Source organism: Rhodopseudomonas palustris, assembly GCF_013415845.1.
Taxonomy (GTDB): Bacteria; Pseudomonadota; Alphaproteobacteria; order Rhizobiales; family Xanthobacteraceae; genus Rhodopseudomonas; species Rhodopseudomonas palustris_F.
The window spans coordinates 613,904-634,226 of the sequence record NZ_CP058907.1 but is presented as its reverse complement, the minus strand read 5'-3'; the positions used below and the strand labels follow the sequence as shown (position 1 = coordinate 634,226).

At 65.0% G+C, this 20,323-nt stretch carries 21 protein-coding genes; 10 read left to right on the top strand and 11 right to left on the bottom strand.

Translation table 11 applies throughout. From position 1 onward, the window contains the following. Positions 1-29: 29 nt before the first annotated feature. Complete coding sequence (locus HZF03_RS02945; RefSeq protein WP_011156150.1) at positions 30-458, bottom strand: DUF1330 domain-containing protein; 429 nt, start codon at positions 456-458, stop codon at positions 30-32. A gap of 82 nt (positions 459-540) precedes the next feature. Here HZF03_RS02945 and HZF03_RS02940 point away from each other — a divergent pair, with 82 nt between their 5' ends. From HZF03_RS02940 to HZF03_RS02930, 3 genes are all read left to right on the top strand, one after another. After that, positions 541-903 (top strand): DUF1304 domain-containing protein, encoded by a 363-nt coding sequence (locus HZF03_RS02940; RefSeq protein WP_011156149.1) that lies wholly within the window; start codon positions 541-543, stop codon positions 901-903. A 150-nt stretch (positions 904-1,053) separates the two neighbouring features. After that, positions 1,054-2,274 carry an ABC transporter substrate-binding protein gene (locus tag HZF03_RS02935; RefSeq protein WP_119017370.1) on the top strand — a complete coding sequence of 407 codons (1,221 nt, stop codon included), beginning with the start codon at positions 1,054-1,056 and terminating at the stop codon, positions 2,272-2,274. 291 nt (positions 2,275-2,565) lie between these two features. Then, positions 2,566-2,778 (top strand): hypothetical protein, encoded by a 213-nt coding sequence (locus tag HZF03_RS02930; RefSeq protein WP_011156147.1) that lies wholly within the window; start codon positions 2,566-2,568, stop codon positions 2,776-2,778. Positions 2,779-2,873: 95 nt separating this feature from the next. Here the strand turns inward: HZF03_RS02930 and HZF03_RS02925 are convergent, their stop codons facing one another. Continuing rightward, on the bottom strand, positions 2,874-3,125 hold the full coding sequence (locus HZF03_RS02925; RefSeq protein WP_012494257.1) for a hypothetical protein: 252 nt from the start codon (positions 3,123-3,125) through the stop codon (positions 2,874-2,876). Positions 3,126-3,307: 182 nt separating this feature from the next. Between HZF03_RS02925 and HZF03_RS02920 the strand changes: the two genes are divergently transcribed. Continuing rightward, entirely contained in the window at positions 3,308-5,527 is a 2,220-nt protein-coding gene (locus HZF03_RS02920) for a transglycosylase domain-containing protein (protein ID WP_119017498.1), read from the top strand. A 271-nt stretch (positions 5,528-5,798) separates the two neighbouring features. On the opposite strand, the gene HZF03_RS02915 is transcribed toward HZF03_RS02920, so the two are convergent. The 4 genes from HZF03_RS02915 to HZF03_RS02900 form a co-directional block, all read right to left on the bottom strand. After that, positions 5,799-6,632: a M48 family metallopeptidase gene (locus HZF03_RS02915; protein WP_119017369.1), complete on the bottom strand. Its 834-nt coding sequence runs from the start codon at positions 6,630-6,632 to the stop codon at positions 5,799-5,801. Between the two features lie 256 nt (positions 6,633-6,888). After that, positions 6,889-8,217: a polyhydroxyalkanoate depolymerase gene (locus tag HZF03_RS02910; protein ID WP_011156143.1), complete on the bottom strand. Its 1,329-nt coding sequence runs from the start codon at positions 8,215-8,217 to the stop codon at positions 6,889-6,891. 138 nt (positions 8,218-8,355) lie between these two features. After that, positions 8,356-9,186, bottom strand: coding sequence for an ABC transporter permease (locus HZF03_RS02905; RefSeq protein WP_119017368.1), 831 nt, complete (start codon positions 9,184-9,186; stop codon positions 8,356-8,358). Further along, positions 9,183-9,980 (bottom strand): ABC transporter ATP-binding protein, encoded by a 798-nt coding sequence (locus tag HZF03_RS02900; protein WP_179906255.1) that lies wholly within the window; start codon positions 9,978-9,980, stop codon positions 9,183-9,185. The genes HZF03_RS02905 and HZF03_RS02900 overlap by 4 nt, the downstream gene beginning before the upstream one ends. Before the next feature lie 107 nt (positions 9,981-10,087). Between HZF03_RS02900 and HZF03_RS02895 the strand changes: the two genes are divergently transcribed. Further along, complete coding sequence (locus tag HZF03_RS02895; protein WP_119017367.1) at positions 10,088-11,410, top strand: ActS/PrrB/RegB family redox-sensitive histidine kinase; 1,323 nt, start codon at positions 10,088-10,090, stop codon at positions 11,408-11,410. Positions 11,411-11,501: 91 nt separating this feature from the next. Next, positions 11,502-12,056 carry an ActR/PrrA/RegA family redox response regulator transcription factor gene (locus tag HZF03_RS02890; protein WP_011156139.1) on the top strand — a complete coding sequence of 185 codons (555 nt, stop codon included), beginning with the start codon at positions 11,502-11,504 and terminating at the stop codon, positions 12,054-12,056. A gap of 138 nt (positions 12,057-12,194) precedes the next feature. Here the strand turns inward: HZF03_RS02890 and HZF03_RS02885 are convergent, their stop codons facing one another. Continuing rightward, entirely contained in the window at positions 12,195-12,674 is a 480-nt protein-coding gene (locus tag HZF03_RS02885; RefSeq protein WP_041809418.1) for an MmcB family DNA repair protein, read from the bottom strand. 155 nt (positions 12,675-12,829) lie between these two features. Here HZF03_RS02885 and HZF03_RS02880 point away from each other — a divergent pair, with 155 nt between their 5' ends. From HZF03_RS02880 to HZF03_RS02870, 3 genes are all read left to right on the top strand, one after another. Then, a complete protein-coding gene (locus HZF03_RS02880) occupies positions 12,830-13,948 on the top strand; it encodes a vWA domain-containing protein (RefSeq protein ID WP_119017366.1) in 1,119 nt (372 codons plus the stop codon). 89 nt (positions 13,949-14,037) lie between these two features. Continuing rightward, positions 14,038-14,703 carry an MBL fold metallo-hydrolase gene (locus HZF03_RS02875; RefSeq protein WP_012494251.1) on the top strand — a complete coding sequence of 222 codons (666 nt, stop codon included), beginning with the start codon at positions 14,038-14,040 and terminating at the stop codon, positions 14,701-14,703. Positions 14,704-14,983: 280 nt separating this feature from the next. Then, positions 14,984-15,961 (top strand): AraC family transcriptional regulator, encoded by a 978-nt coding sequence (locus HZF03_RS02870; protein ID WP_012494250.1) that lies wholly within the window; start codon positions 14,984-14,986, stop codon positions 15,959-15,961. A gap of 75 nt (positions 15,962-16,036) precedes the next feature. Here the strand turns inward: HZF03_RS02870 and HZF03_RS02865 are convergent, their stop codons facing one another. The 3 genes from HZF03_RS02865 to HZF03_RS02855 form a co-directional block, all read right to left on the bottom strand. Continuing rightward, the gene (locus tag HZF03_RS02865; protein ID WP_011156134.1) at positions 16,037-16,456 is read right to left on the bottom strand and encodes a DUF1236 domain-containing protein; all 420 of its coding nucleotides are present in this window, start codon (positions 16,454-16,456) and stop codon (positions 16,037-16,039) included. A gap of 128 nt (positions 16,457-16,584) precedes the next feature. Then, positions 16,585-17,772, bottom strand: a complete 1,188-nt coding sequence (locus HZF03_RS02860; protein ID WP_119017365.1) for an extracellular catalytic domain type 1 short-chain-length polyhydroxyalkanoate depolymerase — start codon at positions 17,770-17,772, stop codon at positions 16,585-16,587. Between the two features lie 162 nt (positions 17,773-17,934). Beyond that, positions 17,935-18,201, bottom strand: coding sequence for a hypothetical protein (locus tag HZF03_RS02855; protein WP_012494248.1), 267 nt, complete (start codon positions 18,199-18,201; stop codon positions 17,935-17,937). A gap of 373 nt (positions 18,202-18,574) precedes the next feature. Here HZF03_RS02855 and HZF03_RS02850 point away from each other — a divergent pair, with 373 nt between their 5' ends. After that, positions 18,575-19,036 carry a DUF2269 family protein gene (locus tag HZF03_RS02850; protein WP_119017364.1) on the top strand — a complete coding sequence of 154 codons (462 nt, stop codon included), beginning with the start codon at positions 18,575-18,577 and terminating at the stop codon, positions 19,034-19,036. Positions 19,037-19,040: 4 nt separating this feature from the next. Here HZF03_RS02850 and HZF03_RS02845 read toward each other — a convergent pair whose 3' ends face one another. Further along, positions 19,041-20,153 (bottom strand): FUSC family protein, encoded by a 1,113-nt coding sequence (locus HZF03_RS02845; protein WP_119017496.1) that lies wholly within the window; start codon positions 20,151-20,153, stop codon positions 19,041-19,043. Positions 20,154-20,323: the final 170 nt, after the last annotated feature.

Genomic DNA, 20,323 nt, shown 5'->3' with positions numbered 1-20,323 from the left:
ACCACAGTCCTATCCTGACGTCGGACGGATCAGGTCGGGATCTCGCCGAATCCTTTGCCAGGCTTCAGCGGCTTCAAGCGGATCAGTCGGGAATCCTCGACAGCCGCCTGACGGTGTTTCACCGCCTCGCGATACACCGGATCGCGAATCATCTCCACGAATGCCGCAACACTCGGGTACTCGGCGATGAATACGTGATCCCAGTGCTCGTCCTGCGGACCGATCAGCATCAGTTCGAACTGTCCCTGCCACACCACCTTGCCGCCGAGCCGCTCGAACACCGGGCCCGAGTCGCGGCCGTACGCCGCGTAGGCTTCGGCGCCAGTGGTTTCGCGCCCATCCGGATACGCCGCGCGCGGACGCAGCCGCACAAGATTGAGCATGTGGATCGGACCTTCGCGATCATTGGCGCGAAACTGCGCGAACACTTCCTTGGTTGGATCGATATGGCCGGTCATGCGCCCCTCCTGTTGCTTTGAATTTGTTTGGCCGTGCTAGTATCACGATTGAGCCGCCGATGTCTGCCACCGGAGCCTGTGCGTGAACGCCGCTGCCACCTTTCTTGTCGCGCTGGTCGCGGCCCTGCACGTCTTCTTTCTCGTGCTCGAGATGTTTCTCTGGACCAAGCCGCTCGGGCTCAAGGTGTTTCGCAATAGTCCCGACAAGGCCGCAGCGTCCGCGGTGCTGGCCGCCAATCAGGGTCTGTACAACGGATTCCTGGCTGCCGGGCTGATCTGGTCGCTGCTGCACCCGAACGCCGCGGTGGCGCTGCAGCTAGCGACCTTCTTCCTCGGTTGCGTCATCGTCGCCGGATTGTACGGCGCCTGGACGGTGAGCCGGCGCATTCTCTACGTCCAGGCAGCTCCCGCCGCGTTGGCGCTGATCGCAGCGTGGATCGCGTAGTCGGCAATTAGGATGCTGCATCGCACAGCGCGGCAAATTGCACGACGCGTCAGAGCGGCATTGCCAGACCTCAAGTGCTGATCCACACTCCCCGCTAACGGCGGCAGGCAAAACGCCGCCGGTCATAAGGCCATAGGGAGTAGACCAGCGATGAAGAGCCTGTATCGGGCCGCCGTGGCGGCTCTTGCGACCGTTGCGCTGTCCGCCGCACCCGCCGCGGCGCAGAAAAAATACGATCCGGGAGCGTCCGACACCGAGATCAAGATCGGCCAAACCGTGCCGTTCTCCGGCCCGGCGTCAGCCTATGCGGGCATCGGCAAGACGCAGGCCGCCTATATGCGGATGATCAATGAGCAAGGCGGCATCAACGGACGCAAGATCAACCTGATTCAATACGACGACGCCTATTCGCCGCCCAAGGCCGTCGAGCAGGTTCGCAAGCTGGTCGAGAGCGACGAGGTGTTGCTGACCTTCCAGATCATCGGCACGCCATCCAACGCCGCCGTGCAGAAATATCTCAACGCCAAGAAGGTGCCGCAACTGCTGGCCTCGACCGGCGCGACGCGGTTCACCGATCCAAAGAACTTCCCCTGGACGATGGGCTTCAACCCCAACTACCAGACCGAAGGCCGCATCTACGGCCGCTATATCCTGCAGCATCACCCCGACGCCAAGATCGGCATCTTGTTCCAGAATGACGACCTCGGCCGCGACTACGTCACCGGCCTTCGCGCCGCACTCGGCGACAAGGCCGACAAGATGATCGTCGCCGAAGCCTCCTACGAGCTCACCGACCCGACCGTCGACTCGCAGATCGTCAAGCTGAAGTCCGCCGGCGCCACGCTGCTGTACAACGCCTCGACACCGCGCTTCGCCGCGCAGGCGATCAAGAAGGTCGCAGACCTCGGCTGGAATCCGGTCCATATCCTCGACATCAACGCCAGCCCGGTGTCGGCGACGCTCAAGCCGGCCGGCCTCGACATCTCCAAAGGCATCATCAGCGTCAATTACGGCAAGGACCCTGCCGACCCACAATGGGCCAACGATGAGGGCGTGAAGAAGTACTTCGCCTTCATGGACAAGTACTATCCGGAGGGCGACAAGCTCAACACCGTCAACAGCTACGGCTACAGCACCGCAGAGCTGCTAATCACGATCCTCAAGCAGTGCGGCGACAACCTGACCCGCGAGAACGTCATGAAGCAGGCCGCCAACCTGAAGAATATCGTTGGCGACCTGTCGCTGCCGGGCATGTCGGTCAACACTTCGCCGACTGACTTCCGGGTCAACAAGCAGCTCCGGATGATGAAGTTCAACGGCGAGCGCTGGGAACTGTTCGGCCCGATCATCGAGGACGATGCGGCGATGTAATCGCCGCAATCAGTTCGGCTGTCCGCTATGTCAGTCCGGGCCGCGAATGGAACTCGCGACCCGGACTTTTGCCGCTTTTGCAACCGCAACCGTCGATACCAGGTCGCGCAAGGCACGTTTCCAAAAGCCTCAAAGCCGAGCGTTAGTCAGCCGGATACCAGGGACGCCCGGTATGTCGCCGGATATCGACCAATTCTGCACAGACAGGCTGACCGAATCGGGATCGAATGTCCGCAATAAACGGGAGTGGAAGCCGTTGAGTGGAGGCGCTGCCTGCGGCGGCGGATCAGCATGAGAGCAGACAGCACCAGCAACCGCTATTTCACCGTCGAGCAGCTCGAGGAGCTGGCGGTCGCCAAGTACATCGAGGCGGCATTGACGCCGGCCGGCGAGGAGCGCGACGAGCTGCTCGAAGAGGCCAAGCGGTTCGCCAGCCGGGCCAAGATGAAGAGTTGGCTGATGGGCGAGATCGGCGCGACGCCGCGACGCCGCAACTATCACTAAACGCGGATACCCGATTGCCGGTGCAGCAGCTTGGCACTCACCAAGGGAACGGCTCCGCCTAAATCAGAACCGCCACGGGTCGCTGATCCTCGCGATTACTCCCACGGGATCGCACTGACTTCGCGCTGAAGCCGATCCATCGCGGTCATCACCGCGGCGCCGGCGAATTCGCGGCTGGCTTGGCCGGGATCGACCGAAGCGACTTTCCAATTGGCACCGTTGGTGTCGTCGCAGGGCTGGCACGGCCGGATCCGGATCGCCTCGACCTTGTCGCAATGACGCTGGCCGCGGACGTCCTGCAGCAGCAGGGCCTCGATCTCCTCCGCGGTCCTCAACACCCTCGTCATCATTGGTTCCTTCTGTACGGTCGGCAGGCGCCGCATCGATCGCAGAGCTGTAGCGCAAGGTCTTGAGATGGCTCAAGTCTACGCGGTTCCGTCAAATCGGGAACCCGACTTTAACCTTCGCTTTACCGGGCCTTAAACCGGCTTCGCTAGCGTCGCCGGTAACGGTCGGCGTGGACGATGCGATGGCGTGGGGCAGGAAAAAAGCCGGCGAGAGGCGAGAGCCGAAATTCGGGTCCGGTGAATCGCTCGCCGACATGCGCCTGACGCCGCAGGATCGGGTGAACGTGGCCGACGACAAGCCGAAGAAGAAACCCGCGGGCAAGGCCGGCGGCGGAGCGCGCAGCAAGCGCAAGCCGCGCAAGGGCGTGATCGCGTCGGTGCGCCAGGCGGTCGGCCGCGTGGTGTATTGGAGCGCGGTCGCCGGCATCTGGGCGGTGCTGGCCGTGGTCGGCGTCATGGTCTGGGTGGGCGCGCACCTGCCGCCGATCCAGTCGCTGGAGATTCCGAAGCGGCCGCCGACCATCACCATCGTGGCCGACGACGGCTCGACCATGGCGGTGCGCGGCGAGCAGGCCGGCACCAACGTGGCGCTCAAGGAGCTGCCGCCGTACCTGCCGAAAGCATTCATCGCGATCGAAGACCGGCGGTTCTATCAGCACTTCGGCGTCGATCCGCTCGGCATCGCCCGCGCCGCGGTGGCCAACGTGCTGCACCGGGGCGTGTCGCAGGGCGGTTCAACGCTGACCCAGCAGCTCGCCAAGAACCTGTTCCTGACGCAGGACCGCACGCTGACCCGCAAGCTGCAGGAGGTCGAGCTGGCGCTGTGGCTGGAGCGCAAGCACTCTAAGGCCGAGATCCTAGAACTGTATCTGAACCGGGTCTATTTCGGCTCCGGCGCCTACGGCGTCGAGGCTGCGGCGCAGAAGTATTTCGGCAAATCGGCCAAGGACGTCACGCTGGTCGAGGCGGCGATGCTGGCCGGTCTCGTCAAATCGCCCTCGCGCCTCGCGCCGAACCGCAATCCCGAAGGCGCCGAAAAGCGCGCCCAGATCGTGTTGGCCGCGATGGCGGACGCCGGCTTCGTCACCGACAAGCAGGCCCAGGCCGCGATCGCCAACCCGGTCTACACCGTCAAGCCGACCGGCGCCGGCACCATCAACTACGTCGCCGACTGGATCACCGAGGTCCTGGATGATCTGGTCGGCCAAATCGACCAGTCGATCATCGTCGAGACCTCGATCGATCCAAGGCTGCAGTCGGTCGCCGAGGCCGCGATCATCGACGAGCTGGCCGCCAAGAGTGTCAAATACAAGGTGACGCAGGGGGCGCTGGTGGCGATGACGCCGGACGGCACGGTGCGGGCGATGATCGGCGGGCGCAATTACGCCGACAGCCAGTTCAACCGTGCCGTCACCGCCAAGCGGCAGCCGGGCTCGGCATTCAAGCCGTTCGTGTATCTGACCGCGGTCGAAGCTGGGCTGACGCCCGACACCATCCGCCAGGACGCGCCGCTCGATCTCAAAGGCTGGAAGCCGGAGAACTACACCCACGAATATTTCGGCTCGGTCACGCTGACCCAGGCGCTGGCGATGTCGCTGAACACGGTGGCGGTGCGGCTCGGGCTCGAGGTCGGGCCGAAGAACGTGGTTCGGACCGCGCACCGGCTCGGCATCGCCTCCAAGCTCGACGCCAACCCGTCGATCGCGCTCGGCACTTCGGAAGTCACGCTGACCGAGCTGGTCGGCGCCTACTCCACCTTCGCCAATGGCGGGCTATTGGTGTCGCCGCATGTGGTGAAGCGGATTCGCACCTTGCAGGGCAACAAGATGCTGTACGTCCGCAGCGACGAGCCGGCGAGCCGGGTGGTCGACCCCCGCGCGGTGGCGATGATGAACACCATGATGCAGGAGACGCTGCGCTCCGGCACCGCCCACAAGGCGGACCTGCCGGGCTGGGTCGCGGCCGGCAAAACCGGCACCAGCCAGGATTTCCGCGACGCCTGGTTCCTCGGCTACACCTCTACGCTGGTCACCGGCGTCTGGCTCGGCAACGATGACAACTCGCCGACCAAGAAGGCGACCGGCGGTGGATTGCCGGTCGAAGTGTGGACGCGGTTCATGCGCGAAGCGCTCAAGGGCGAGACTCCGCAGCCCTTGCCGGGCGACTGGAGCGGCGGCCCGATCGTCAGCAGCACGCCCTCCACGCTCGGCGGGAGCCTAAGCGGCGCCCCGACGGGCGGCGGCACCATCGCGCAAGCCGGACCGCGCGGCGAAACCCAGGTGATCAACGCTCCGCCGCCCCCAGGGTCAGGCCGGATGCCTCCGCCGACCCGCGCCAATGTGCGACCGGAGGCCGACGCCGGCCTGGATGGATGGCTGATGGATCGGCTGTTCGGGCGGTGATGCGTCGTGCAGATCTGAGCGGTTAGCAGCAGGCGTTGGCCTGCTTGGCTGCCCTCACCCACCCCTCTCTCGCAGGCGAGAGAGGGAGCCGGCCGCACGCGTGGCGCCGCCGCCGACCACACAGCGCGCCTCTTCGTCTGACGATGGCTTTGTGAGCGTCGATGTCTCTGACGGTGCGACCTCACCCAGCGGGAGCCGATCCCCCTCTCCTGCTTGCGGAAGAAGGTCGGGGGTGAGGGCGACGCGGGCACAGCGCCCGCAATCAAGGCGTTCAGTCGCTGATCCCGTAGCGGTGCAGGTCGTTGCCGTAGGAGTCGAGCCAGGTCTTGGCGCGCTCCATCTGCGGGCACACCTTGCCGACCACGCGCCAGAACCGCGCCGAGTGGTTCATCTCGACCAGATGCGCCACTTCGTGTGCAGCCAGATAATCGAGCACATAGGACGGCGCCAGGATCAGCCGCCACGAGAACGACAGCGAGCCCGCCGAGGTGCACGAGCCCCAACGGCTCGACTGGTCGCGGATCGACAGCCGCGTCACCTTCACGCCGAGCTCCGGCGCATAGCGATCGCACGCCTTCTGAAGGTCCTTGCGCGCCTCGCGCTTGAGGAAATCCAGCACCCGGCGCTCGATGTGCTCGGTCTCGCCGGCGACGCACAGGATCTTTTCGCCGGACTCGCGCACTTCGGTCCACACCGTGCCGCGGCCGGCGCGATGCACGATCTTATGGTCATGACCTCGCAGCGGCACCAGGGTGCCAGGCAGGAACGGCGCCGCCTTCGGCAGCCGGCCGAGACGCGCGGCGATCCACGCGCCGTGACGCTGGGCGAATTCCTTGGCGTCGGCGAGCGTGCCGCGCGGCGGCATCGTCAGGATCGCCTCGCGATCGCTCGGATGAATCCGCAAGGTGTAACGTCGCGCCCGGCGGTGGCGGCGAATGCGAACGGCGAAGAACTGCGAGCCGTGCCGAACGGGGATGGTCGACGGCTCCGTGGGGCGCCGATAGAGAAGTGCGCGGGCCATGTCTGCAGGTCCAGGGAAAAGAAGGTCCCCTGGAATCTGCCATAACCGCCGCCATTGGAAGCGCTCGGCGCAAAAACAAATCATTTGCCCAATATACAGGGCAAAGCCGATGTCGCACCCCTAAGTGATGGGGCCCGGAACCCGAAAATTTCGCGAATTTTGATTCAAAACCATGCCCTGAGAGGTGACTCACTCCTCACTACTTGCGGAACCCCTGAATCCAGATTCCCCCAGGCCATGTAAACAAGACATCAGGATGCTTGCGCGTTGATTTATCAGCGCAAACTCATCATCTGTCGACGCGCCATCCACAGCACCAGCTAACGACGACGCGTAGTAATCACTCCGCCGCGCGCGCCGACGTATCGCTCGTCGACGACGCATGGAAATCACAGATCCGCGGCACGATTTCCGAGCGGAAACGCGAACCGTTGAACACACCGTAGTGGCCGACACCCTTTTGCACGTAGTGCACGCGCCGATTATCCGGAATCGACGAACACAAACCATGCGTGGCCTCGGTCTGGCCGAGACCGGAGATGTCGTCGTTCTCGCCTTCCACCGTCATCAGCGCGACGCGCTTGACCTTGGACGGCTCGACCAGCTTGCCGCGATGCGTCATCTCGCCCTTCGGCAGCGCGTGCTTGACGAACACCAGATCGACGGTCTGCAGATAGAACTCCGCCGTCAGATCCATCACCGCCAGATACTCGTCGTAGAACTCGCGGTGTTTGTCGGCGAGGTCGCCGTCGCCCTGAACCAGATGGTTGAACAGATTGCGATGCGCGTCCATGTGCCGGTCGAGGTTCATGCTGATGAACCCGTTGAGCTGCAGAAATCCCGGATAGACGTCGCGCATGAAGCCCGGATGAGGGAACGGCACTTTGGTGATGACGTGGTTGCGGAACCAGTCGATGCCCTTCTCGGCCGCGAGGTTGTTCACTGCTGTCGGACTGCGGCGGGTGTCGATCGGGCCACCCATCAGCGTCATCGACAGCGGCACGAATGGATCTTCGTTCGCCTCCATCACCGACACCGCGGTCAGCACCGGCACCGACGGCTGACACACCGCCATGACGTGAACGTTGCCGCCCAGCGTCTGCAGCATCTCGATGACATAATCGACATAATCGTCGAGGTCGAACCGGCCGGCGGCCATCGGCACCATCCGGGCGTCCGCCCAGTCGGTGATGTAGACCTCATGGGTCGGCAGGAAAGCTTCGACGGTGCCGCGCAGCAGCGTGGCGTAGTGGCCGGACATCGGCGCCACGATCAGCAGCCGCGGCTGCGGATGGCGCAGCGGACGCTCCAGCTTGCGTTCGAAATATAACAGCCGGCAGAACGGCTTTTCCCAGACGTTGTGGATCTCGATCGGGACCCGCATGCCGTTGACTTCAGTGTCGTCGAGCCCCCACTCCGGCTTGCCGTAGCGGCGGGTGGTGCGTTCGAACACTTCGCAGGCCGCGGCGATCGACTTGCCGAATTCGGTGTGGCTCCACGGGTTGAGCGGGTTCTTGAACGCCAGCTTGGTCGCGTCCGACATCGCCCGCGCTGGATTCAGCGAGGCGTGCGCCATCTCGTAAAACCAGTACATCGGCGTGGTGAGCGCCGGACTGACTTCCGCAGGCATATCCGGCGGGCGACCAAATTCACCAATGACAACCGGCATCGTGTCGTGTCCCTCGTAACCCCGTGCAGCGCAACATACTGGCGGCTGGGTACAGGCGCGTCAATCACAAGATCGAAATATGCGCTTCGCGGCGTAAAAAGTAAGCACGGACAGTCCACAGGCCTGTCCGGAATCGTCCTACTCGCCGCTCTGGATCAGCGAGCCGTGGCGCCGGGCGCTGTTCAGCATCGCCAGAAAACTGATGAACGCAGCCACGAACAGCACCACGTTGATGCCGAGCGCCCACAGCATCAGATCGCCGCGGAACTGGTGATCGATCAGCAACGCGCGCATGCCTTCGAACACATAGGTCGGCGGCAGCGTCCAGGCGACGAACTGCAGCCAATGTGGCAGCACCGCCACCGGATAGTACACGCAGGCGAGCGGCATCACCCCGAACATCAGGCTCCACACGATGCTCTCGGCGCCGAGACCGTGGCGTAGCACCAGCCCGGACACGAAGATGCCGAGCGCCCACGAGGTAAAGATCAGGTTACAGAAGAACGCACCGAGCGGCAGCCCGAAGCCGAACAGATTGAAGTCGAACAGCGTCATCGCCAGCACCACCATCGGCACCACACCGATGGCGAGACGGATCAGGCTCATGATCATCAAGGCGATGAGAAACTCGAGCGGCTTCAGCGGGCTCATCATCAGGTTGCCGAGATTGCGCGCCCACATCTCCTCAAGGAAGGAGATCGAAAACCCGAGCTGACCGCGAAACAGAATGTCCCACAGGATCACCGCGCCGATCAGCGTGCCGCCGGCGCGGGCGAAGAACCCGGCATTCTGCGCCACGTAGCTTTGCAGAAAGCCCCAAGTGATCACTTGCAGCGCCGGCCAGTACACCAGCTCGAACAGCCGCGGCCACGACGACAGCAGCAGGTACCAATAGCGCAGCACCATGGCGCTGATGCGATGCCAGGCGAGGCCGTGACCGAGTTCGAGGCTGGCGACCAGACTTCTCATGATTCAGCATCCCGTGCCCGGCCGCGGGCGACGTCGAGAAACACCTCCTCCAGCGTCGACCGGTGATAGCGCGCCATGATTGCCGACGGAGTATCGTCGTCCTCGATCCGGCCGCGCTTCATGATCACGACGCGATCGCACAGCCGCTCGACCTCGAGCATGTTGTGCGAAGCCAGCAGGATGCTGGCGCCGCGGCGCTTGCGATAACTTTCCAGATGCGACCTGATCCAGTCGGCGGTGTCGGGATCGAGCGAAGCGGTCGGCTCGTCGAGCAGCAACAATTCGGGCTGGTTGATCAGCGCCTTTGCCAGCGCCACCCGGGTCTTCTGCCCGGCCGACAATTTGCCGGAGGCGCGGTCGAGAAAGTCGGTCAGATCGAAATCGGCGGCGAGTTCGGCAATCCGGCCGCGCAAGTCCGGCACCGCGTAGAGCTGGCCGAACACCGTCAGGTTTTGCCGCACCGTCAGCCGCGACGGCATGTCGACATAAGGACTTTCGAAATTGATCCGGCCGAGCACATCGGCGCGCTGCTCGGGCATCGCGCAGCCGAGTACGCGGATCCGCCCTGCGGTCGGCAGCACCAGCCCCATGATCATCGCGATCGTCGTGGTCTTGCCCGCGCCGTTGCCGCCGAGCAGTCCGGTGATGCTGCCGCGCGGAACGCGGAACGAGATGTCGTCGACCGCCCGCGTGATCTTGTAGGTCTTGACCAGATGCGAGACCTCGATCGCCGCAGACACGGAGGAAGACCCCGCCGGGTCGTCCGCCCGGCCAACGCTATCGATCGCCATCATGCCGCCTGTTTGGCGATTGCCGGCCGAGAGCGCAAGCTTGCAGCCGGGCGATCCGCCGCGGGCGGCGTCAATTGGCATCCCGTTGCGCCGACGCTACTGTCCGGCGCATGTCCGATGATCTGATTTCCGCCGACTTCCGGCATCCGCGGCGCCATGTTCGCCTCGATACCATCCTACGACTGCGCTGGCTGGCGGCGCTCGGCCAGCTCTCCGCGATCTTCGTGGTCTCGGAAGGGCTGGAATTCGACTTCGCGGTGATGCCGTGCATCGTCATCATCGCCGTGTCGGGCCTGGTCAACCTCGCGCTGCAGATCGCCTTCAATCCGATGCAGCGGATGGAGCCGATCTACGCCGCGCTGCTGCTCGCGCTCAACATCTCCGAGCTGGCGGGCCTGTTGTACTTTACCGGCGGCCTGCAGAACCCGTTCGCGTTCCTGTTCCTCGGGCCGGTGCTGATCAGCGCCACCGCGCTGCCGACCCGGATGACGATCTCGCTCGGGATCTTCGCGGCCGGCTGCGCGGCATTCCTCGGCTACAGCCATCTGCCGCTGCCCTGGGCCGGCGAGGAGCCGGTGGCGCTGCCGCGGATCTATCTGGTCGGGGTCTGGCTCTCGATCCTGCTCGCGATCGGCGTCACCAGCCTCTACACCTTCCAGGTCACCGAAGAGGCCCGCAAGCTCGCCGATGCGCTGTCGGCCGCCGAACTGGTGCTGGAGCGCGAGCAGCATCTGACCCAGCTCGATGGCCTCGCCGCCGCGGCCGCGCACGAACTCGGCACGCCGCTGTCGACCATCTTCCTGATCTCGCGCGAGCTGGAGACAACCGCCCCGCCTGAGATGGCCTCCGACCTGCGGACGCTGCGCGAACAGGCGCAGCGCTGCCGTGAGATCCTCGGCAAGATCGCCCAGCTGTCGTCGGCCGGCGCGCCGTTCGACCGGATGCCGCTGTCGACGCTGATCGAGGAAGCAGTAGCGCCGCATCGCGACTTCGGCATCGCCATCAAGATCCGGCTGGCGCAGCACGGCGAACCCGAGCCGGTGGTGATGCGCAACCCCGCGATCCTGTACGGCATCGGCAATATCCTGGAGAACGCGGTCGACTTCGCCCGCACCGCCGTCGAGGTGAACGCCTGGTGGAATGCCGAGACCGTGCAGATCGTGGTGTCGGACGACGGACCCGGCATCAAGCCGGACGTGCTGCGCCGGATCGGCGAGCCTTATCTGTCGCGCCGCCGCAGCGCCGACGACCCCAATCGTGAGCGCTCCGGGCTCGGCCTTGGCGTGTTCATCGCCCGGACCCTGTTGGAGCGAACCGGTGCCAAGGTCGAGTTCCGCAACAAGACCTTCCCGGATCACGGTGCCATCGTCCAGCTCAGCTGGCCCAGGAACCGCTTCGAGACCATCGAAAAGACCGAAGAAACAATGGCTTGACCTGCCCCGCGCGCTCCGGTCGCAGGCTTTCGCTCTTGGCAGCGCGGTGTCGCACCCCCATATCTTGTGACACTCGACGAGGAGCCACGCCGTGAACGCCATTCCCGAACTGAATGACCACACCGATCGCTCGCTGCTGATCGTGGAGGATGACAAGCCGTTCCTCGACCGGCTGGCCCGGGCGATGGAAACGCGCGGCTTTGCGGTCACGGCTTGCGACAGCGTCTCCAGCGGTCTCGCCCAGATCGGCAAGGCGGCGCCGGCGTTTGCGGTGGTCGATCTTCGCCTCGGCGACGGCAATGGCCTCGATGTCGTTTCGGCGCTGAAGCGAGAGCGCCCCGATTGCCGCGCCATCGTGCTGACCGGTTACGGCAACATCGCCACCGCGGTCACCGCCGTGAAGATGGGCGCAGTGGACTATCTGTCGAAGCCTGCGGACGCCGACGACGTCGTCGCGGCGCTGCTCTCGACCGGCACCGAGAAATCCGAACCGCCGCCGAACCCGATGTCGGCCGACCGCGTCCGCTGGGAGCACATCCAGCGCATCTACGAGATGTGCAACCGCAACGTCTCCGAGACCGCGCGCCGCCTCAACATGCACCGCCGCACCCTGCAGCGCATCCTCGCCAAGCGCGCGCCGCGGTAAGTCCAGCTCTCTGCCGATGATCAGCGCGGTCATTCCGCGGCGCTAGCGAAAGCTCGCGAACCCGGAATCCGACACGCAAAGAATCCATCGAGATTCAGGGTTCGCCGCGACGCGGCGCCCCGGAATGACGGCGGATAACTACCCGTCCGCAAATCCCTGCGGGTCGCTGAGGCGGCCGAGGCGTTGGGCGGCGGCCAGCGCGAAGCGCAGCATCATCACCTTGCGAGTGGCCGCCGGCAGCTTGTGCTCCGGCGCTTCGCAATGCAGGTGGGCGCCGTAGCCGTCGGCCACGATCAGCCCGGTTTCGGCCGGAAAGATCTCGCACGGCAGATCCTGGGTGAAGGCGAAGAACAGCCGGTCGCAATGCGCCCGGTAATCGGGCCATTTGTGATCAGCCCGCAGATCCTCGACCGACGATTTGATCTCCACGATCCAGATCTCGCCGCGCTCATTCAGCGCCACCAGATCGGCGCGCCGCCCGGACGGCAGCGGCAGTTCGCTGACGCAGGCAAAGCCCAGCGAACGCAGCAGCCGCTGCGTGCCGCGCGCGATGTTCAGCGCGGTCTCCGATTGCCGCAAATCACGCGGCAGAATCATTTGAACGGCATTCGATTCCATCGCGTCCAAGTCTAGCCGAAGTCGGAGCAGGTGCCCAACCGGTCACGTCAGTTCCGTCCTCGGCCGCAGGACCGTTGCGGCGGCACCTTCTTCGAAGGCGCTGCACGGCGGAGCATTGAGTTGCGGGCTTGGCGGGGGCGCCGGAGACCATCACGATGAAACGCATCACCTTCCAAACTGCGCTGACCTTGGCGGCGCTGGCGCTTCCACTCTCCTTCGCGACGGCCGCGCACGCGCGTCCGTCGGTCGAAGTCGCATTCGTGCTCGACACCACCGGCTCGATGAGCGGCCTGATCGAAGGCGCCAAGCGCAAGATCTGGTCGATCGCCACCACGATCCTCGACGACAATCCCGACGCCGACATCCGGATGGGGCTGGTCGCCTATCGGGACATCGGCGACGACTACGTGGTCCGCAGCGTCGATCTCACCACCGATATCCAGGACCTCTACGGCCAACTCCTGCAACTGCAGGCGCGCGGTGGCGGGGACTGGCCCGAGAGCGTCAACGAGGCACTCGATACGGCGATCAACAAGCTGCATTGGCGGCAGGGCGGCGACACCCGCCGCATCGTGTTCCTGGTCGGCGATGCTCCGCCGCATATGGACTACGCGCAGGATACCAAATACCCGGAGACCCTGGCGGTCGCCCGGCAGAAGGACATCATCGTCAACGCGGTGCAGGCGGGCGACGCACGCGACACCGCGCGGGTGTGGCATGAAATCGCTGACGGCGGCCGTGGCCGCTATATTCCGATCCCGCAGGATGGCGGGCAGATCGTGGTGATCCAGACGCCGTACGACGACGACATCATCATCCTGCAGAAACAGATCAACGGCACCGTGATCCCCTACGGCCCGGCGCCGATGCAGCGGCGGACCGAAGAGAAGACCGGACAGCTCGCCAAGGTCGCAGCCTCGGCACCGGCGTCGGCGTCCGACATGGCCAGCTACATCAACAAGCGCGCCCGCAGTTCGTCAGAAGCCGTCACCGGCGGCGGCGACCTGGTCAGCGACGTGCAGGCAGGTCGACAGAAGCTCGATCAGGTCAAGGAGGAGGATCTGCCGCCCGAGTTGCGCGCGCTGCCGGCCGAACAACGTGCCGCCAAGCTCGACGCGCAGATGACGGCCCGCAAGGCGCTCAACGACAAACTCGCGGCCCTGGTCAAGCAGCGCGATGCCTATCTGCTGGCCCAGCGCGACAAGCAGCCGAAGCAGGCCTCGTCGTTCGACCGCGAGGTCGAGGCGACCCTGAAGGCGCAGCTGAAGCGATAGCGAGCGACGCCGCCCGTTCGGGCGCAGCCGCGATATTGGAGGGTGAGCTCAGCTTTGACTCACCCTCTTCGACGCGGCATTGTCCGGCCATGAGCGAGACCCAGACCAAGGCCAAAGCCGGCGCCGCGATCATTCCCGTGACGCCGTTCCAACAGAACTGCACGCTGTTGTGGTGCGAAGCCACCCGCAAGGCTGTGGTGGTCGATCCCGGCGGCGACGTGCCCGAGATCCTGGCCGCGATCGAAAAAACCAAAGTCGACGTCGGCGCGATCTGGCTCACCCATGGCCACATCGACCATGTCGGCGGCGCCGCCGATCTGCGCGATGCCCTTAAGGTCGAGGTGATCGGCCCGCATCGCGACGACCAGTTCCTGCTCGACAACGTCGTCAACTCCGGGCGCAGCTTCGGCATCGACGGCGTCCGCGACGTCACCCCGGACCGCTGGCTCGACGACGGTGACAGCGTCAGCATCGGCGAGCTGAATTTTCAGATCCTGCACTGCCCCGGCCATTCGCCGGGCAGCGTGGTGTTCTTCAACGATGCGATGCGGTTCGCCTTCGTCGGCGACGTGCTGTTTGCCGGCTCGGTCGGCCGTACCGATCTGCCGGGCGGCAGCCACGCCACCCTGATTCAGTCGATCACCCAGAAGCTGCTGCCGCTCGGCGACGACGTCGGCTTCATCTGCGGTCACGGCCCCGGCTCCAGCTTCGGTCAGGAGCGCCTGACCAACCCGTTCCTGACCGGCGAAGCCTGATCGCCGCCTCCGGCTCTTTCGTTTTTCCGATTTGACCTGTTTTCCGATCTGACCCGGCCGGCGCGACTCGTTCGCGCTGGCCAAAACCGCTTTCCGTGCGAGCCACCAACTTTCCGTGCGAGCCACCAAAAGGTGCTCTGGTCAGCCATTTGAACCTATTGCCCGCTGCTACGTCCAATTTTCGGCAAATACCTGGGAATCTTACGAGGACATCCGGTCCCCCCGTTCTGTTACCAGGATTGGCTGGAATGTTGCGTGCGGACTGGAGACGTAATCGGAGATGACCGTCGAGCTTCTCAACGAACCACTCTCCAGGTACCCCGCGTTCGACACCGCCGATCCGGAAGAACTGCGACAGGCCTTGAGCTCCGTTTACGGCGCCAAGCTGGTGGAAGGTCCCATCGCCGCTGACTTCCATGCGCGCAGCAATTTCGTCCAGCTCGATGACATCGCGCTCGCCTTCGGTGTCGGCACGGGATCAATCGCGGTCGAATTCCCCGAGGGGGAATGTGCGCGGCTGCAGATCGCGCTCTCCGGGCAGTTCACCACCCGCAGCGGCGGCACCAGCACGGCGATCAACGCACGGCAGGCCGGCATCATCTCGCCGGGCCGCAATGCCCGCACCGAGTATGGGCAGAACTACAGCTTCACCCTGCTGCGCATAAGCACCTCGGCGCTGGAGCGGAAGCTGACCACCCTGCTCGGCTGCAAGCCGAAGGCTTCGCTCGAATTCGAGCCGGCGGCCAACAACGAAGCTCCGCAGGTGGTCAACTTGCGCCGGATGCTGTGCTTCCTGGCCAATCAGCTGAATTGCAGCCCGCTGCCGCCGGTGGTTCTGGCCGAGCTGCAGGAAGCGATCACCCTGCTGTTCCTCAGCGCCTTCCGGCACAATTACAGCCGGCAGCTCGAACGGGAGTCGCACGGGATCGCGCCGAAGCACGTCCGCCAGGTCGAGGAATATATCGAAGCCAACTGGATGCGGCCGATCACCATCGAGAAGCTGACGGCTCTGACCGGGATCAGCTCACGCGGCATCTTCAAGGCGTTCCAGCGCAGCCGTGGCTACTCGCCGATGGCCTTCGCCAAGCGGGTGCGGCTGCAGCACGCCCATAACCTGCTGTCGGACGGCGCGACGCCCACCACGGTCACGGCTGCAGCGCTGTCCTGCGGCTTTTCCAATCTCGGGCATTTCGCCCGCGACTATCGCGACATGTTCGGTGAAAAGCCCTCGGAAACACTGCAACGCGCGCGACCCTAAGCAATAAAGATCGGGCCACGTCCCTCGACGCGGCCCGACCTTGGATTGATCAGCTAAGCGAGCTCAGCGGTCCGATTACTCGATGATCTCGACCACCTTGTGGGTGCGGGGATCGACCAGCACGGTGCGATCGTTCACCACAGTGTAGCGATACTCGCTGGCACGGCCGAAGCGATCCGGCACTTCGTAATACGTCACGCCGTCGCCGGGGAGAACGACACCAACCCGGACTTCATCGCGATAGCGATACGACGGGTGGCGCTGTTCGACGACGTAGCTACGGAACTGCGGGCGATCGTCGACACCGAGAATGCCGGCTACGCCACCCACGACGCCACCGATCGTACCGCCGACGACCGCGCCGACCGGACCAGCGGCCCGCTCGCCGTCACGTGCACCACGCTCGATGCCACCGGGTACGCCTTGGGCGTGGGCGACAGCGGGCGCGGCGAGCGCAAGGACGACGATGGCGGTTCCGGCAAAACGATTGATCATGGTCAGACTCCCGTTCGGTAAAGGTAGTCTGACAAGTCGGTGTCACGCGATCTGTTCCGTACCCCGCTGCACCAATGACCGACGACGACGGCGATCTTGAGGGCAGTCCGAAGTTGCAACCGCGCCGCCTACTTCATCAATCCGGCAGCGGTCAGCGCACGCGTGATCACCGCACCGACATCGATCCCGCGCTTGCCGTGCGGCGGCGCCGCTGCCCCCTCGGCATGCCCGGTTCCGGCGGATTTGCGGCTCCTGCGTGCTACGTCCGTGGTCAGTTCGCGATGCCCATCATGGGCCGGCCGATCTTTGGCTGACGTGTCCGCGGACCGCGGCTGGTGAATCCGGCTCGTCAGCCCAAAGAACTGAGCGATGTGATAGGACGACGAAATCCCGACATCGAGCAGATACGCGCCGGCGACGCCGTAGCGCTCGTCGCCCGCGCCAGCGCCGAGCGGCGTGCCGTGTGCCATCCCGGTGACGGTGTAGGATTCGACCACGGTTTCACCGCTCGAATTGCGCCACGCGCGATGGGGATAGCCGCAGACCTCGTTCTGTGCGGTCGGCGCTTCGGCGAGGCCGTGCAGGTCGAGCCACTGCCGCACCAGCGCATCCGCATTCGCCGGGTCGACGGTGCGATCGGCGTCGCCGTGCCAGACGGCGAGCTTCGGCCACGGTCCCTGATGCGCGGTGGCGTCACGCACCAGCTCGCCGAGCTCATGACCTGAGCGCGGCGTGGCATGGCGCATTTCCTTCAGCGCCTGCCGGACATTGTGCGCGACGCCATAGGGCAGGCCGGCGATCACCGCACCACCGGCAAACACGTCCGGATAGGTCGCCAGCAGCGCTGCGGTCATCCCGCCGCCCGCCGACAGGCCGGTGGCGAAGATCCGCGCCTGATCGATCTGATGCGTGCGCGTCATATGCTCGATCATCTGGTGGATCGAGCCGACTTCCCCGCTGCCGCGACGGATGTCGTCCGGGCTGAACCAGTTGAAGCAGGTGTTGGGATTGTTGGTGCGGGTCTGTTCCGGCAGCAGCAACGCAAACCCATAGCGCTGCGCCAGCGTGCACCAGCCGGCGCCGATTTCGTAGGCGGCGGCATTCTGGGTGCAGCCGTGCAGAACGACCACCAGCGGCAGCCGCTGCATCGCCCCTTTGGGGACGAACGAGAACATCCGGAGATCGCCCGGATTGGTACCGAACGAGACGGTCTCGATCAGGCGGTTGTCGGTAGGCACCTCCCCCCAACCCAAACCATTCATGCTTTGCATTTTTCGGAGCTGCCCGAGGAAGTCGATAGGATTCTTAAGTGACACGGTCGCTCCTGGTCTGGGCCCCTGCCCGGATTTCCATATAATTGCTGCGTTGCAATATGGTAGGCCTTGGACGGTAATCGGGTCCACCGGCAGCCACCCGCAAAATGGCCCGCAGCTTGGGGGCGGCGGGCCATCATCGTGGACGAATTCGGCAAACGCGAGCTACTTGGCGCTGCCTTTCGACATGCTGCTGGGCTGCACGTCGTTTTTCTTCGTCGGGTGTTTCTTGGATGTCTTGGCTGCCATGCCCGTGGTGGCGCCCTGGCGCGTGCTGGTCTTTGCCGTGCCCGCCGACGAGCCGGGAGACATTGGATTGTTCATCTTCGTCGAGTCCTGCGGGGCCGGACCTGTGGTCTGAGCCGAAGCGCCACCGGCGGCGAACACGCCGATGGCCGCACCAAGCGCCGCAGCGAGCATTACCTGTTTCATGTCGTCCTCCTGTCGCGGTCACGGCCAACAGGCTGCCGGTTCGAATGTTCCTCGCTGCGCTTCCCTCCGCGGCGATGCCCAGCGATTCGGCGGCACGGTCATCCAGCGCGGCGTCTTGAAGCAGCCACAGACTCTGTGGCCACAGTCGTTGCGCTCGACGCGATGCTCGTGACAACTAAAGACGCGCCGGCGCGCTCGCATCGAGCCCACCCACGCAGAGCGCAGCCGACGATCCGATCGGGAACAAGATGCGCGCGACGCCGCGACGAAGGTCGATTTGACAATCATCCTAAAACCATGAGCACGAAGCGAAAAATCGAGCAGTGGCGCGGCGGAGTGCTGCTCACGACGGCACAGGCGCGGAACAGACCCGATGTATGATGTTTTCAAGTTTCTCCACGTCGTCGGCGTGGTCGTTCTGGTCGGCAACGTTACCATCACCGCCTTCTGGAAAGCGTTCTCCGACATGACCCGCGATCCGAAGATCGTCGCGCACGCGCAGCGCGGCGTCACGGTGTCGGATTTCATCTTCACGCTGACCGGCATCGCCCTGATCATCATCGGCGGCTACGGCGCCGCGCTGGTCAAGGACATGCCGCTGTTCAACTCGTTCTGGCTGGTGGCCGGGCAGATCATGTTCGTGATCTCCGGCCTGATGTGGTTCGGCATTCTGATCCCGCTGCAGATCCGGCAGGCCCGCACGGCGCGCAGCTTCGCCCAGGGCGGCGAGATCCCGGCGCAATACTGGCGCGACGCCAAGACCTGGCTGATCTGGGGCATCACTGCGACGGTGCCGCTGGTCGCGGCCGTGTTCGTGATGATTTACAAAATCTAAACGTTCACACGACCCGCGCGGTCGGCTTGCCCGGCAGCGCCCATTCGGTGACCCGCATTTCGAGGTCACGGAAGTTCTGGTGCAGCTGCTCCATCGCAAAGCCGAGCGCGAAGAACCGCTCGGCCTGATCGCCGGGGAGTGCCCGAATCAAGCCGTCCCGCCGGACCGCTGCGACTTCCGTGACGTAAGCAGCCAGCGCCTGTTCCATCAGGCCGAGCGGCGGCGGCGCGCGGCGTTCGCGCAGCGCATTGGCGCAGGCCGACAGATGCGAGGTCGCCGCAAGGCGCAGGTTGTCGACCGCGCCGCCCAGCCGGTCCTGCAGCGACGGCGGCAGCGGCGCGGTGACGGCCCGGCCCACGATCACCAGATCGTGGCGCAGCCGCAGCAGCGTGCGGACGAGAGGCGCGACGTCCGGCCCGCGTGACAGCCCGGCGTTGCGCTCGCGCTGTGCCTCGGCGCCGATTTCCGCGAGCGTCACCAGCGACGCCCCGATGCCGTCCTGCAGCCGGTGCAGCGCATCGTTGTCGAGGCCCTTTGTCAGGCCCGCCAGCAGGGCGCCGAGTGCATCGGCCATCAGTTCCAGCGAGCGCGCCGCCGCGGCGAGCGCCTGTCCCTGCGCCCGCGACGGCAGCACCACGAACGATACCGCGAGCCCCACGATTGCCCCGACCCCGACTTCGAGCACGCGGTCGATCGCCGAGGCCAGCGGCTCGACCTTGGTGATGGTCGGCACCAGCAGCACGATGATCGCCGTGACCGTGGCGACGTTGAGGTTAGGCTTGATGGCCGCAAGCAGCGCCAACGGTGCGACCGCCAGCGCCAGGGCTCCGAGCAGCCCGAGCTCGCTATGATGCGGCACGAAGATCGTGATGGCGCCGCCGTAGATCGCGCCACCGATGGTGCCGATGAGATAATCGCCCGCCGTTTTCAGCGACCGACCGACGCTGGTCTGCGTCACGATGATCGCGGTGAGCACCGCCCACAGCGGCAGATGCAAATGCAGGCTTTGCGCGAACCCCAGCGCAAGCAGCGCCGCGAGGGTGATACGCAGCGCCAGGCCCCATTGGGGCCGGCGCGGTTTCCATTGCGAAAGCAGGCGTGTCCTGGAGGATGTCATCGGCGGCAGCAATCGTTCCGGTTGCACCGTCTGGCGCGGAATCACCCGCGCCAGAGAGCACGGCCCTGCGCACCGCGCAAATCCGCACCACTGCGGATGGGGCCTGCACCAGCGCGGCTTGAACCGGGTTCGCGGCCCGCCTAACGTGCCGCGCAAAAGAGGGAGCCCAG